At 45.4% G+C, this 12,561-nt stretch carries 19 protein-coding genes; 1 reads left to right on the top strand and 18 read right to left on the bottom strand.

Going from position 1 to position 12,561, the window contains the following annotated elements:
• Window positions 1–2: 2 nt before the first annotated feature.
• From ACQSGY_RS05515 to ACQSGY_RS05430, 18 genes are all read right to left on the bottom strand, one after another.
• Window positions 3–254 carry a DUF7660 family protein gene (locus ACQSGY_RS05515; protein WP_427051024.1) on the bottom strand — a complete coding sequence of 84 codons (252 nt, stop codon included), beginning with the start codon at window positions 252–254 and terminating at the stop codon, window positions 3–5.
• A gap of 31 nt (window positions 255–285) precedes the next feature.
• A complete protein-coding gene (locus tag ACQSGY_RS05510) occupies window positions 286–615 on the bottom strand; it encodes a hypothetical protein (RefSeq protein ID WP_427051023.1) in 330 nt (109 codons plus the stop codon).
• 252 nt (window positions 616–867) lie between these two features.
• Window positions 868–1,221 carry an immunity protein Imm33 domain-containing protein gene (locus tag ACQSGY_RS05505; protein ID WP_427051022.1) on the bottom strand — a complete coding sequence of 118 codons (354 nt, stop codon included), beginning with the start codon at window positions 1,219–1,221 and terminating at the stop codon, window positions 868–870.
• Window positions 1,222–1,238: 17 nt separating this feature from the next.
• Complete coding sequence (locus ACQSGY_RS05500) at window positions 1,239–1,637, bottom strand: hypothetical protein (protein ID WP_427051021.1); 399 nt, start codon at window positions 1,635–1,637, stop codon at window positions 1,239–1,241.
• A 15-nt stretch (window positions 1,638–1,652) separates the two neighbouring features.
• Window positions 1,653–1,907, bottom strand: a complete 255-nt coding sequence (locus ACQSGY_RS05495) for a hypothetical protein (RefSeq protein WP_427051020.1) — start codon at window positions 1,905–1,907, stop codon at window positions 1,653–1,655.
• Window positions 1,908–1,954: 47 nt separating this feature from the next.
• Window positions 1,955–2,458 carry a DUF4188 domain-containing protein gene (locus ACQSGY_RS05490; protein WP_427051019.1) on the bottom strand — a complete coding sequence of 168 codons (504 nt, stop codon included), beginning with the start codon at window positions 2,456–2,458 and terminating at the stop codon, window positions 1,955–1,957.
• Window positions 2,442–2,951: a GNAT family N-acetyltransferase gene (locus ACQSGY_RS05485; RefSeq protein ID WP_427051018.1), complete on the bottom strand. Its 510-nt coding sequence runs from the start codon at window positions 2,949–2,951 to the stop codon at window positions 2,442–2,444. Before ACQSGY_RS05485 ends, ACQSGY_RS05490 begins: the two co-directional genes overlap by 17 nt.
• Before the next feature lie 39 nt (window positions 2,952–2,990).
• Window positions 2,991–3,617: a hypothetical protein gene (locus ACQSGY_RS05480; protein WP_427051017.1), complete on the bottom strand. Its 627-nt coding sequence runs from the start codon at window positions 3,615–3,617 to the stop codon at window positions 2,991–2,993.
• A 36-nt stretch (window positions 3,618–3,653) separates the two neighbouring features.
• On the bottom strand, window positions 3,654–4,118 hold the full coding sequence (locus ACQSGY_RS05475; protein ID WP_427051016.1) for an NUDIX domain-containing protein: 465 nt from the start codon (window positions 4,116–4,118) through the stop codon (window positions 3,654–3,656).
• 220 nt (window positions 4,119–4,338) lie between these two features.
• Entirely contained in the window at window positions 4,339–4,563 is a 225-nt protein-coding gene (locus ACQSGY_RS05470; protein ID WP_427051015.1) for a hypothetical protein, read from the bottom strand.
• Window positions 4,564–4,627: 64 nt separating this feature from the next.
• On the bottom strand, window positions 4,628–5,116 hold the full coding sequence (locus tag ACQSGY_RS05465; RefSeq protein ID WP_427051014.1) for a cysteine hydrolase family protein: 489 nt from the start codon (window positions 5,114–5,116) through the stop codon (window positions 4,628–4,630).
• A 65-nt stretch (window positions 5,117–5,181) separates the two neighbouring features.
• The gene (locus tag ACQSGY_RS05460) at window positions 5,182–5,898 is read right to left on the bottom strand and encodes an AAA family ATPase (protein WP_427051013.1); all 717 of its coding nucleotides are present in this window, start codon (window positions 5,896–5,898) and stop codon (window positions 5,182–5,184) included.
• A gap of 162 nt (window positions 5,899–6,060) precedes the next feature.
• On the bottom strand, window positions 6,061–7,074 hold the full coding sequence (locus ACQSGY_RS05455; RefSeq protein WP_427051012.1) for a GtrA family protein: 1,014 nt from the start codon (window positions 7,072–7,074) through the stop codon (window positions 6,061–6,063).
• Between the two features lies 1 nt (window position 7,075).
• Window positions 7,076–8,086, bottom strand: coding sequence for a phosphodiester glycosidase family protein (locus tag ACQSGY_RS05450; RefSeq protein WP_427051011.1), 1,011 nt, complete (start codon window positions 8,084–8,086; stop codon window positions 7,076–7,078).
• Window positions 8,087–8,269: 183 nt separating this feature from the next.
• Entirely contained in the window at window positions 8,270–9,220 is a 951-nt protein-coding gene (locus ACQSGY_RS05445) for a radical SAM protein (protein WP_427051010.1), read from the bottom strand.
• 126 nt (window positions 9,221–9,346) lie between these two features.
• The gene (locus ACQSGY_RS05440) at window positions 9,347–10,003 is read right to left on the bottom strand and encodes a pyridoxine/pyridoxamine 5'-phosphate oxidase (protein ID WP_427051009.1); all 657 of its coding nucleotides are present in this window, start codon (window positions 10,001–10,003) and stop codon (window positions 9,347–9,349) included.
• Window positions 10,004–10,075: 72 nt separating this feature from the next.
• Window positions 10,076–10,693 carry a histidine phosphatase family protein gene (locus ACQSGY_RS05435; RefSeq protein ID WP_427051008.1) on the bottom strand — a complete coding sequence of 206 codons (618 nt, stop codon included), beginning with the start codon at window positions 10,691–10,693 and terminating at the stop codon, window positions 10,076–10,078.
• 118 nt (window positions 10,694–10,811) lie between these two features.
• Window positions 10,812–11,294: a DUF2569 domain-containing protein gene (locus ACQSGY_RS05430; RefSeq protein ID WP_427051007.1), complete on the bottom strand. Its 483-nt coding sequence runs from the start codon at window positions 11,292–11,294 to the stop codon at window positions 10,812–10,814.
• A 287-nt stretch (window positions 11,295–11,581) separates the two neighbouring features.
• On the opposite strand from ACQSGY_RS05430, the gene ACQSGY_RS05425 reads away from it, so the two are divergent.
• Window positions 11,582–12,526, top strand: a complete 945-nt coding sequence (locus tag ACQSGY_RS05425) for a hypothetical protein (protein ID WP_427051006.1) — start codon at window positions 11,582–11,584, stop codon at window positions 12,524–12,526.
• Window positions 12,527–12,561 lie beyond the last annotated feature (35 nt).

Below are 12,561 nucleotides of genomic sequence, written 5' to 3'. Positions count from 1 at the left end.
AACTATTCATAAATTTTGCCCATGTACATGATCTGAGCACATCGCTTCCACGGGTTATCCGGTTTCTCGTAGTGTATTAAGCCGTCAACAGACTCCCGTCCCCAATCTGCGGCAGCTTCCAAAAATGAATCAATTGAATCCTGCTGCCATTCATCCGCATGAGCCTGCCGATCTTTACGGAGTGCACTCAGAAATGCAATAAACGTCGCTTCATCCTGCACTTCATTTACTATTTCAAATAATGTCTTTTGCATCTGGGCTTTCTACCTTCTTTCGTATCCAGGCTTAGTCGATGTCTGCAATCATCCATTGCGCAGTATTACCATCCGCTTTCTTTTTCCGAAACACCATCATTTGATTGTACTCCATCTCGTCTCCCTGTCGTAATTCGGTAACCTTCACCGTTGCCTGATAGATGTTCTTCTGTTCTGTGATCGTAATTTCATCCATTGAAATTATGTGACGAACCTTATAGCCAGGCTTACCTGTGACGGGTGCTTCTGCAGTGAACAGACCCATATATCCCTCTTCATCTTGTTCACATAAATAACGCATACGCGCATTCATTAGTTTGACAATTTCCAGTTCATCGCCCGAATATTTGCTCTCGTCCACATATTGAGGCGGTACATCTTCATCTTGTGCAGAGAGCCAACTTTCGAATCATTACACTTCACTCCCGGATTAATTAGGACAGGCGACTTCCTATCCCTGTAAAATTTTATCTCGCGTACATCATAACCCATAATGTGGAATTTGCACACATATGAAATAAGTCAACGTTCATGTAGGCATACACTTCCATAAAAAAAACGCCGCTATGCATGGAACAGTCCATGCAATATGCAAGCGTGGTAATACGATGATTTATCTATTCAATAGCCCTTCATCAAACCATACATCCTCATAATCCTCAGCAATTAGAAACCTCCACCCCGGAGCAAGTCCGAGATATCGACCAATTTTCGAGTCCCATTCATCCATATGTGCAACATGCAGCGGTACAAAGAAGTCGTCTGCATCCGAATATTCCTCAGCCCAGATGTACCACCCGGTCGTATCGCCTTCGGGCTGGATGCGCATTCCGTGAATCGGCTCACGTCCCTCCTTGACGTTCCAGGAAACCCCAACCTTCAGGTGCGGTTCACTTGGAACGTAGTTCGCATTATATTTTGCACATAGCTGTCTCTGGATCTGTTCAGCCATTTCCGACTTCATCATACGCCCCCTTCCATGGATCAAACATTGTAATATGCTTTGTATCCTGCCAGCCATTGGTCTTTGGAAAAATCCACAAAGTCATATGGCTCACATTGTTTGAGATACAGCCATTCCTCGTGTGCATGATCACCGTGCTTATTTTCAAGATAAACGAGAGTCTCTGCCAAGCCAGCCCCACAAAGCAGCTGAACATCAATATAACTGCCCGTGTCCTGATTTTTTCGTTTGGCCTGCCAGATCAACTCCGTATCCTCCACGTTTCCCACTGCAAACAGCATGATGCACAGCAGTTTCAGAACCTCGTTATCCTCACCTTCCGGCTCCTCTATCTCCTGACGCAGCAGCTGACGAATGGCTTCACAATGCTTCTGATCTGGCTCCAATCCATATACCTTCAACAGTTCAACTTCATTCATGCCTGTTCACCTTCATTATTTCAAATCTTCTTTGATTTCCAGAAACATCTCCTGATGCTGCCTGACCCAATCATTCATAGCATTGATGGCTTTCTGCGCGGCCAGCTGATATGAGGCATATATTTTCTCTGTTTGCTGCCGTAACTGCAAGTCGTGATCCAGATCCGTTGGCGATACATCCTGTCCGCGTACAGAGATCAGCATCGGCTTAACACACAACCAGCTTAATTCATAGGAATGCAAATCTTTCTGATTAATCTCAGCCTTCATCACATGCTCCCTTCTATTCACTGTTTATTTATTGCTATTGGTTAGCTTCATGGATTCTCTGGTGTCTCAACTGCCGGCTCATTCTCTCCGCCCATTCTGCGCCGTGATGTTGCCATGCCTCCCGTTGCGGGTACATGATTCGACACTTTAGCCAGTCCAAACTTCGGCATGTTGGCGTAGATGGTTTCATACGAACCGGATTGAGCTTTATACGTCTCATGGTATATTCCCACAGAACCATCAGAGCCAATAGATGTATTGAATCGTTTCCAGGCCTCCAGATGTAATCCGCCGCGCGCGTACTTTTCCAATTCATCATATGAACGCCAGTATTGCAGCAAGGTTACTCCGCGCCAGTTCAGCATAAATTCCGTACCCAAAAATCCGGTATCCGGGTTCTGATATAATTCTTTGATCATGGGCCCCATTGCATTGAACACGGGCAGCCACTTATGAATGGCCCACAGCCGATTAATTCTCATCCCGATGATAAAAACAACGAATTCCCCCTCAATCTGAGCGGAGTATCTTCCCTTATGTATTTCTGCCATCCTCTACCTCCTGTTTCAAATTGTAGTGCAACATATGCTGTATTCCCCGGCTTCCCAGCCTGGTTAACCCAAAATCGAGAAAACCGGATTTCAAATACAGCTGCCGCGCGGCATTGTTTTCTTCATTCACAGCAAGAATAATCTCTTCGACTTCAGGGTGATACTCACGGACCCAGGCAGGCAGCTGTTTCATCGCTTCCAGTGCATATCCTTTTCCCTGGTGTTCCTCCGATATAGACAACGCACGAACAAGAATTTTGCCATCCCGCTCCGCTGGCTCCACGTATTCTGAACCTTTATGTAAAACAAAAAATCCAACAGGTACTTTCTGAACTAAAATGACAACCGGGTCTTTGTCCGGGTTAGCAGCCGCCTCTTCTATGACCTCTACAGGCATTGCCGTAAAGTAAATCTGTTCCTTTTTTAACGCAAAACGGGTTAAAGCCTCTTCATACTGCTCTTCATAGTGCACCAGCCTAATGCCATTCTCCATTCTCGTATCCTCTCTTCCTACATTATGGTCTCATGACAATTACAGCTTTTCGTATACCTGCCATTCCTGAAATCTGGACTTCAAATCCGAAGCAGTTCTCTCGATAAACGCCGATACAGCATCCATTGTTAACAAATGCATGTCATCATCGGGCTCGTTCTTATCATTCGTGAAAAAATCAAGCTTTTCTCCCCTGTATTGATATATCTCCTGCTCCTTCAGACCACCAAAATCATAGGCTTTGGCTAAACTCAGTTGCTCCAGCCATGCCGAAGCTCCGGCATATTCCCGCAAGATTCGGAATTCCAGCTTCTTCACGTCATGGGTGTAGATCTCTCTTCCATTCGGGTGAGCTTCAAATGCAGGATAAATCTGATAAGTCCACTCTCGATCGGTATAGATGTGAGCGATATAACCACATATGTATTGTAAATATGAAGGCTCTTGCAGCATTCGAATTCTGTTCGATTCGATAACCTGCTGAAAATCCACATCGGTCGCAAATACATGTTCTTCAGCCATCAGGTGAGTTTTCGCCTTTTCACTGCGTACATTCGTCCTTACATGAATGGAGTCTGGAGCCAGACTCCCCAGCAATAGCGATGGAGAAGCATGCTGCGATACGATTTCGGATGCAATTGCAAAATGGACCATGGGCCAAGGCATTAGAAGCCCTCCTTTTTTGTTGGATAAAAATATGTTTTAATTGCGCAGCAATGCGGTCTTACCCTGCATCAGGTCGATAAATACAGGCTGCTGAACCTGATTTATGACTGCCATATCAATCTCCTCCAGACTGTGAAAAACAAGCTGCAGCGACTCTCGTTGTTCGTCTTCAAATAATAGCGTTCTATGATCCGCAGCCATCCGTCCTGTCAGATCAGCGGTAACATGAAACAAAAACATGACAAAAACCACTTCATTCCCATCAGGGTATGTATATTTCATTCTTTCTCCCGTATATATCGCGGCCAATTCGTAAGCATTCACTTCCAGGCCTGTTTCCTCTCTCACTTCCCTGATCATCGTCTCTTCAATCTGCTCTCCTGCTTCCATACCGCCACCGGGCAGTCCCCAATCTCCGTAGTCTGACCTCCGTTGAAGCAAAATTCTACCTTCACGATCACGAATAATAGCCCCGCCAGTTACGATTATACGTCTAGTCAATGTTCTGTCCTTCTTTCATTGATGCTTTCATAGAGATTTTTGGCATAGAAGTTTTGCATAGAAAACCATCTGGTTACTTTCCCCATCATAAGCTATTTATTGGAAAATGAACAAGCAAAAAAGCTCTGCTTTTTCTCCTGATCAGAGAAGAAACAGAGCCTGCTCATCTACTATCCTATATCGAAAAACAGATCATTCTCGCAACGTACTACTAATACGCTTATGCATTTTTGCTCTCTTTCCGAACAAACAGGGAAGCTGCAAATGCAACAGAGCTTACAAGCGGCAGTCCACTTATCCACCCCACAAGGATGAGTACAGGTGCCAGCATTAAAATCACACCGAAAAACACCATCAGCCGCAGCTTTTCCTTCATGCCTTTAATGGCCCAGATCAGACCTGCAAAGGAGAGTACAAGTAAGAAAGCAACGTTGAATACATCCATATCCCCACCCCCTTTGAGAAACTACATACTGCTGCTGATTCAAGCTGCCTGTTCATGTCACCCTTTAACCAATTAGATAATCCACTACCGAGTACGAGATCACATGACGATCTCTGTATGTGCCAATCACTGCATCTGGATGTGTACTGAGAATGCCATTCTGGAGCATCACCGGTCTGAAGCCACGCTCCATTGCACCCTGGTATGTGAACAGCACACATTCTTCTGCCGCAAATCCTGCTATAATGAGCAGTTCTACGCCCTGGCTTTTGAGCATCTGCTCCAGATTCGTTTGCCAGAACGCATTGGAGCTCTCTTTGGTCAGGATGAGGTCCTCGTCCTGCACATCAATCTCGGGAATAACACGATACAATTCAGGTTCGGCCCCCTCCATGCCCTCTACGTCCTGCACATGTACAACGACATGGTTGTTTGAACGCAGAACGTTTGCCACATGATTAATATATTCGCTTGCATGATCTATGGCCTTCTGATCCATCTTGGTTCTAACAATACTTTCTTGCATATCAACAATTAACAATGCTGTCTTCATTTGCTCTCTCCCTCAACGATCCATTTTTGAATAGTCGATTTTCCGTTTGTGTGGTCATGATCAGATTAATCCTCTTTAAATAATTCATGCAGCATACGATTCCGATTCTCCAGAAAGCTGCGGGTGATCTGATAGTGATCCGTATCCTCGTACGTAATCTCGTGAATATGACCGTCATCAAAACTTAAAATATCTGCCCCCGGGTAACCCAGCAAAATAGGTGAATGAGTCGCAATAATAAATTGCGAGGTCTTGGACAGATCATGCAGAATCCGAAGTAACGAGAGCTGCCGTGCAGGAGATAACGCGGCTTCAGGCTCATCAAGCAGATAAATGCCTTTTGAACTGAAACGGTTGATGAACAGGTTAAGAAAGGACTCTCCATGAGACTGCTCATGCAATGATTTTCCACCATAATATTGAATTGATTGGGGACCCAATTGATCCACATGGGATGCAAACTGGTAGAATGACTCAGAGCGCATGAAAAAACCGTTGGTGATTTTCGGCATCCATGCCAGTCTCAGATAATCTCCAAGCGCAGACTCCGATGCATGCGTCTCAAAGTGATTACTGCGCCCACCCCCGGCAGTGTTGAATCCACATTGATGAGCGATACCTTCCAACAGCGTTGATTTCCCTGAGCCATTCTCACCAACGAAAAAAGTAATGTTATTGCGGAATGCTAACCGCCCCATTGCATGAATGGAGGCAATATTGAACGGATACCGGCTCGGATGTTCCACCCGCTCTGACATCAATTCGACACTTCGAAGATACATGATGCACCTCCTTGATTCATTTCATACACTTTCGTGCGTTCATCTCTCTCCATCGTACCGTATAAACCATGTAATAGGAAACCGCTTCAATCGAAAAAAGAGCGAGCCATCTGGCTCACTCCATTCTGCCCTCATTATAAGCGATTAATGATTCATAAGTCGTTAATAAACAAATCTGCGCTGCGCCCAGTAGCTGAACACAAAGATCGAAATTTCAGTCAAAATCTTGGCTGCGAGCAGCGGGATAATCAGTTTTTCATTGTAAAAATACAACAGTCCGTAGTTAAGCAGCAGCACCAGCAGTACGAGCGAGAAGTATTTGGGCAGAGACTTCCGTATCTTCGAGTTTCGACCTGCGGAGAAAACATATTTACGATTCACCGTATAGTTGAACATAGAGCTGCACAGTCTTGCTGCAACCACGGACAGGAACAGATTATGCGTAAAATACTGCATGATGAATAATAAGCCAAAGTCAATCAGAGCCGATAACAACGAGGAGGTGCTGAACATCAGAATAGGCAGATAGATCCGGAACGAGTCGGCAAGAGGCCGGAAATGGGACGACTCGTTATGATCCAGATAGACCGTATCAATGAATTCCTCTGTAATCTCATACCCTTCCTTATGCGCGGTAAGCAGCATGTTCATCTCATATTCAAAACGTTCTCCTGGAATCTGGCACAGCCACTCCAGCATTGCATAGGGGAACCCTCGTAAGCCCGTCTGTGTATCGTAAACCTTATTGCCTGTGGTCAGCGAAAATACGGAACGTGTAACAGCATTGCCAAAACGACTGCGGGCAGGAACCTTACCTGTAAAACGGCGGCTGCCCAGTACAATTCCGGGACTGGTTTGAGTAAGCAGCGTCTCGAAAATTTTGCGAATATCATGAGGAAGATGCTGCCCGTCACTGTCTGCACAGACCACCCCTCCTTGCGGCCCATGCTCTTTAATATACTGAAAGCCTGTTTTGAGTGCCCGTCCTTTGCCCTGGTTCACTTCGTGAGTCAGTACCGTGCATCCATACGCCTCGGCAGTCTCAAAAATCCCCCGATACTCTGGTCCACTGCCATCATCCACGATGACGATCGGACCTAACTTAAACGTCTGCAGCTGCAAAACCAGATTTAATAAACGAACGTCAGGTTCATAGGATGGAATGAGGATTGTCATGTTATTTTCCCTCCGTTAAATACAGAATGTCACTTACGCCTCGCTCCTGATTACGTCCCAGTGGATTGTTAACCACTCTGCCCATGAAATACATCGTAGAAGAACCTCCACCGTCAAGGTTATACGCCTCGGTTGCACCCAGGTCTTTCATGGTTTGAGCAAGCTCCGCCAGCGTCATGCCGCGACTGTCCTCCTGTCTACCATCGACCACCACAAACACATAATGGTTCGGGGCAATCATGCCAATGGCTGTTCGAGGGTTGGCATCCTGAATGGAGCGGTTACCAAAGTTATTGTCAATTTTCACACTGCTGAAGTCACTGGTGATTTCACCGTCTTGTACCAAAATCGGTCCAAATGATAACGTGTTGGTAACTCCTTGTGCCAGCAGTTCAGAGGAAGAGATATCATTTTCGTTATACGTTTTGATCGTCCCGTCATTGAATAAAGCCAGTGCATCCCTTGTCGGGCTGTCGCGATACAGCACTCCGTTACGGATAATGACACCATCATCACGGAATCCGTAGTAATCTCCATTCACGGCGAAAATTGCATTGTTCGCTGCAGCAATCTCCGATGTGTCCTCCGTAATATTTGTTCCAAAGCTGTTATCCGCGAGTGCACTTCGCAAACTGCTCGCATCCTTCGCCTGAACATCAGCCACATAATACGTAATCTGATCCGAGCCTGAGCCCGTCTGCACCTTCTGAATCTGAACCTTCAGATCATCACTGGTATAATTCCAGTCATCCGATGTTGCATGTACATCCGTTGATGTCGTTGTCGAGGTGGTTGTACCGGAAGCTGTTGTACTTGTACTTGAGGCCGCCGAGTTACCATCCGCAACAACGACCTGTACGTGTCGGATCAGATAGCGGTCAGCCAAGCTGTACAGAATGCCTCCGATTGTCAGTACCACTACGAGAGTTATCGTAAGCCACCTGCGTTTTTTTCGCGAAGCAGGAGTTATATGTTGGTCTTTCCGGGTTAGTTCATTAAGCTTTTTCTTCATGTGAATTTCACCTCTTCATTTAAGTTGTTACAGCCATATTAGGCCCGCTATCTTAAATGAATCTGAAAGAGAAGAGATGAATTAATTGGAATTGCTATGCATTGAAACAGATTGTAACGCATATAAAAAGGCCCTCTGATTCCATCAAGGAATTCAGAAGACCTCCGTGTTCGTAATATTCTCTTACGTAAACAAAGCATCATATGCCGGACAAGGCCGCTTTTCCAGAAAGTCTGTCAATGCAGCGGGTTGTTGCTTATAGATATCCCGCAGCGACGTTCCTTTATAGATGTTACCAATCACCACCGGATGACACAGCTCACAGATCAGAATATCTCCGTTGCCATGCAGATGCAGCTGTTTCGTACCATCCACACAGTTCGAGAAATACACGCCCGGCTGCTCGCGCAGATTCAATCGGTCGGCAAACCGATCCATACATGTAAAATAGAGCGTTGTATCCGGCTTTTTATTTTCAATTAATGCCTTGACCGATTGCACAAGCGACGCTTTGGAGACAATCTGGCTCCAATCGGTATGTGGCATCTTGATGCTGTTCTGTATCTCATGGATGCGCACGCCCAGCTCATAAACCTTATCGCTGATGGCCTGCATATTTTCCTGATTGCCTTCAAACAGCAGTGTCTCCAGCACGGTTTCCAGACCTAGTTCTGTGCACATACGAATGTTCTGCTCCAATCGCTCATACATACGTGGATGCACACGGTAGTAGGAAGCGTATGACTCCGCATCCGTATAGTTAAATGAGATATGGATATTGGACAGGCCTGCGTCCCGCAGGGCAATGATTCGTTCCTCTGTCAGCAGACTTGCATTGGTGTTCAGCTGTGTATCTATGCCATGTGCAGAACAATAGCTAACAATCTCAAGACAGTCCTGGTACTTCAGCGTCACTTCGCCGCCTGACAAGCGTACCCGCTTGAGATGTGGAAGATCACGGATGATTCGAATGACCTCCGCGCTGCCGATACACTCGCCATCATCCCGATTGTAGGCGCAGCAGTAATCGCATTTATAATTACAATTGGATGTCACCCCCACCTCCAGCCCTTCCAGCTCATAGACACCGGGACTCTCCAGTTCAAGTGCTTTATATTTGTTTCTGCTTGTCATAACCATGCCTCCTCATTCCTTGCTTGCTGCATTTCAGTTTCAACTTGCTGATAACCTGAAAATTATAGCGAAGCACCCGTCGAAGAGGATATGACATTATGTACGTTGAGGAGTTATGTCTATCATTCAAGGCCATAATCTGTTCTTGTGCCATTGCTCGTCTTGATACGTATATCGAACACGGATATGTTTGCGATCTGTATCACCTTGCCAAAACTCCACTTCCTGTGCATGCACAGCATATAAACGCCAATGAGGCTCTGCAAAATCGGGATTATTCTGAAGGTATTTCTCCTGAAGTTCAATGGAATGATTCAAATCGTGCTCACTAGCTAATATCTCACTCTGACGCTGTGTCATGGCGACCGCTCTGGCTCCAGGTTTGCGTTTTCGGAAGTCCGCAGCTCCTGCATCGTCTCCCTGATCCTGGGCTGTCCCCCTGATCCGGATTTGTCTTCCTAATGAAGGCCAGTATAAGGTAAGTGCCACCCTTGGGTTATCGTTCAACTGCTGGCCTTTCCGACTGGTTGAACTGGAAGCAAAATAAAACGTATCCTGAATGATGTTTTTTAAAATTAACACTCTCGCATCTGGATAACCATGTTGATCCACTGTTGAAAGGGTCATCGCATGGGGCTCCTTTACGTTGTTCTCCATCGCCAGTCTCAACCAGTCCAGAAATAGTTCTCCTGGCCGGTTAGGCAACTGTTCTAAATTCCAGGCCGGGAACGGCCCCGATAATGACTTTAATTGATGCAGCAGCTCTTCTGGTTTATCGCTCATAATTCACTACCTCCCTATTCCCTCGGTTTATTTTTGCATTTTCTTATCGTTTAGACTTGGGTTTTGTCTGCTTTACGATCTTAGATGAGGAATTCTGTTCATTTCTAATACACTCCAGCCGTTCTGCTGCCTCTCAAGAGTATGTATGCTCGTGTTGTCGATGGGATAAAAACGGGACGTATTGCTCCACTCCCTGTTCAATAGAACATAATAGAGGATATTAATCACCCCTCCGTGTGTGACCAGGAGAACATTAGATTTCATCTTCTTCGCTTCAAGTTCAACACATAAATTCTCAAATGCGCTTCTTATTCTCGTATAAAAATGTTTCGGACTTTCGCCGCCCGGAAAGGCAGTATGCATCTCTAGCGTATTAAAATAGATCCCGGGGTACTTTTCCTCCGCTTCCGCATGAAGCATTCCTGCCAGTTCACCATTGTTCATCTCACGCCAATCCGGTGTGTACGTAACAGAGATATCCAATGCTGCTTCAATCTCCTTACTCGTCTGAACCGCACGAGGGAGATCACTGCTTATAACCGTTTGAATATCATATTGCTCTGCATGCTCATACAAATATTTACCCAGCATTTTAGACTGATTAACGCCCAATTCGGTAAGGCCTCGTTGACTCCAGCCACCGCGATACCCTTCTTCATCTGCGCCATGTCGCACCAGAAAAATCTTCAATGTGTACCGTCACCCTTCACTGTCTCATTTCAAATATGTTATAACGGTTGGATATCTAATAGAAATGACCGATCTCAAATCTTTTCGACTCAAGTTCGGTCATCTCCTGCTACATTATTTAACGAACAAATGTATTTTGCACACGTTCAGACTTGATAAAATACGGAATCCAGATCGCACAAGCAATGGCGGATCTTGCAATGTCCCGAATAGAGCTTCCGTCTGCCAGTTCTCTCGCCATCGGAATCTGAGAGAGCAGCAGTGAATCCACGATGACTACTGTAAGGCTAAGACTGTAAAAAATAATCATCAGACGCGGAAGAATCGCTTTTTTACGATAAAAAGCAACGATGACATACACCGTGAATAATAGAAACAATATGTTGTAAATGGCCTCAAAAATAATCATCGGACCCCAAAGTGGGTGATAATAACCTGAATCTTTCGAAGTGAGAATCTCCCATGTCTCTGTGTTTAGAATGGGTAAAACAGACTGGCTAATCTGTGCAAGGAGCATCACTAATGTGAACCACAACCCAATCTGGATTAGGATCAGCCAGCCTCCAAGCCCAGACACACCCAGTGGACGATATTCTCTCATTGATTCTTGAAATGGTTCTTGTCGAGGATCTTGCTGCACTTCTAACACGTCCTTCTCTCATGTTGTTTTTTTACCGCCGCTATCCGATTGCGTAAAAATTTACACAGCTTCCTTATTGTACTACAGTGAAGAAATGAGGCATACTCATTTTTTCCTCCTCCCCTTGATAGGGTTCGTTATACTTACACCATGTTCCGTCCAGTCTGGTCATGTCATAATTCAATGTAACAACAGCAGTCGAAGATGCTGCTTTACGATTGCTTTTAATATTGAAGGAGGATATAGCCATGCCTGATCCAAAATTAACGTTACTGCCTTTTGCCGATATATCCGGTTATACCGAAGGTTTTGATATTGTCTCCGTGCAGTTGGGACACGACGGCCTTGCATATGTACTGCTTATCAATCAAGTCCCTGAGCGAAAACAAGGTATGTTTGTGCAAACCAAATTAAACAAGCCTTACACGTACAAAGTGCTGATCGTATCCGATCAATATGTCCAGGATGTCGTCATCGGGGAACAACATTATCACTACCATTACGTACAGCCATTGCAAGAACATCTGCTGTTGGTTGGCGCACGCTGTAGCTATTATGGAAAAGATCAATTTGATCTGAATGCGAAAGTATGTGATATGGAGGGAACAACGATTCGTGAATTTTTGCTTGGGGATGGGATTGAGAGTGTACAGGTGACGAAACATGGAACGATCTGGACAAGTTACTTCGATGAGGGTGTTTTTGGGAACAATGGCTGGGAACAGCCTGTTGGGGAGAGTGGATTGCTGGCTTGGGATGCATACGGGAATGTGCTTTATAAAAATACTGCCGCCGACATTGCCGATTGTTATGCACTTAATGTGATCAACGAACAGGAGGTCTGGTTTTACTATTACACTGATTTTGAACTTGGGTGTATATCAGGCGAGGGCGGTACGGTGCCTCCGCAAGTAACTTTCCTCAAGCCGAATATATCAGGTTCCTCGGGTTTCTGTACGGATGGTTATCACTTCCTGTTTGAAGCCGGGTACGGGAAGCATCTAACATTTATTTTCAAAAAAATGCATAAGCCTGGTAGCCTCACCGAGGGGACGGAGGTCACATTGCTGAACGAAAAAAACACCCCGTTCCAACAGGCACGACAGGATTATCGGCAGGATCGCCTGCTGCTGAATGAGGGGAACTTGCTGTATCAAGTAACGATGAAAGAGCTGTTATCTGTTATAGAGTAGCCTCCAATAAGCTGAGGAATGAGGGAAACGATCAA

The sequence above is a fragment of the Paenibacillus sp. TC-CSREp1 genome (genome assembly GCF_050171015.1).
In the GTDB taxonomy this organism is placed as follows: domain Bacteria; phylum Bacillota; class Bacilli; order Paenibacillales; family Paenibacillaceae; genus Paenibacillus; species Paenibacillus silvae.
Note: the sequence above shows the minus strand (reverse complement) of the source record. Positions and strands in the feature narration are given on the sequence as shown.

Coding starts and splice junctions, on each gene's coding strand:
- ACQSGY_RS05425 (WP_427051006.1), top strand. CDS start 11,582: ATGCCTGATCCAAAATTAACGTTACTGCCTTTTGCCGATATATCCGGT.
- ACQSGY_RS05485 (WP_427051018.1), bottom strand. CDS start 2,951: ATGGAGAATGGCATTAGGCTGGTGCACTATGAAGAGCAGTATGAAGAG.
- ACQSGY_RS05465 (WP_427051014.1), bottom strand. CDS start 5,116: ATGAAGACAGCATTGTTAATTGTTGATATGCAAGAAAGTATTGTTAGA.
- ACQSGY_RS05505 (WP_427051022.1), bottom strand. CDS start 1,221: ATGATGAAGTCGGAAATGGCTGAACAGATCCAGAGACAGCTATGTGCA.
- ACQSGY_RS05490 (WP_427051019.1), bottom strand. CDS start 2,458: ATGGCAGAAATACATAAGGGAAGATACTCCGCTCAGATTGAGGGGGAA.
- ACQSGY_RS05450 (WP_427051011.1), bottom strand. CDS start 8,086: ATGAAGAAAAAGCTTAATGAACTAACCCGGAAAGACCAACATATAACT.
- ACQSGY_RS05455 (WP_427051012.1), bottom strand. CDS start 7,074: ATGACAATCCTCATTCCATCCTATGAACCTGACGTTCGTTTATTAAAT.
- ACQSGY_RS05470 (WP_427051015.1), bottom strand. CDS start 4,563: ATGGATGTATTCAACGTTGCTTTCTTACTTGTACTCTCCTTTGCAGGT.
- ACQSGY_RS05430 (WP_427051007.1), bottom strand. CDS start 11,294: ATGAGAGAATATCGTCCACTGGGTGTGTCTGGGCTTGGAGGCTGGCTG.
- ACQSGY_RS05515 (WP_427051024.1), bottom strand. CDS start 254: ATGCAAAAGACATTATTTGAAATAGTAAATGAAGTGCAGGATGAAGCG.
- ACQSGY_RS05495 (WP_427051020.1), bottom strand. CDS start 1,907: ATGAAGGCTGAGATTAATCAGAAAGATTTGCATTCCTATGAATTAAGC.
- ACQSGY_RS05460 (WP_427051013.1), bottom strand. CDS start 5,898: ATGTATCTTCGAAGTGTCGAATTGATGTCAGAGCGGGTGGAACATCCG.
- ACQSGY_RS05480 (WP_427051017.1), bottom strand. CDS start 3,617: ATGCCTTGGCCCATGGTCCATTTTGCAATTGCATCCGAAATCGTATCG.
- ACQSGY_RS05440 (WP_427051009.1), bottom strand. CDS start 10,003: ATGAGCGATAAACCAGAAGAGCTGCTGCATCAATTAAAGTCATTATCG.
- ACQSGY_RS05500 (WP_427051021.1), bottom strand. CDS start 1,637: ATGAATGAAGTTGAACTGTTGAAGGTATATGGATTGGAGCCAGATCAG.
- ACQSGY_RS05445 (WP_427051010.1), bottom strand. CDS start 9,220: ATGACAAGCAGAAACAAATATAAAGCACTTGAACTGGAGAGTCCCGGT.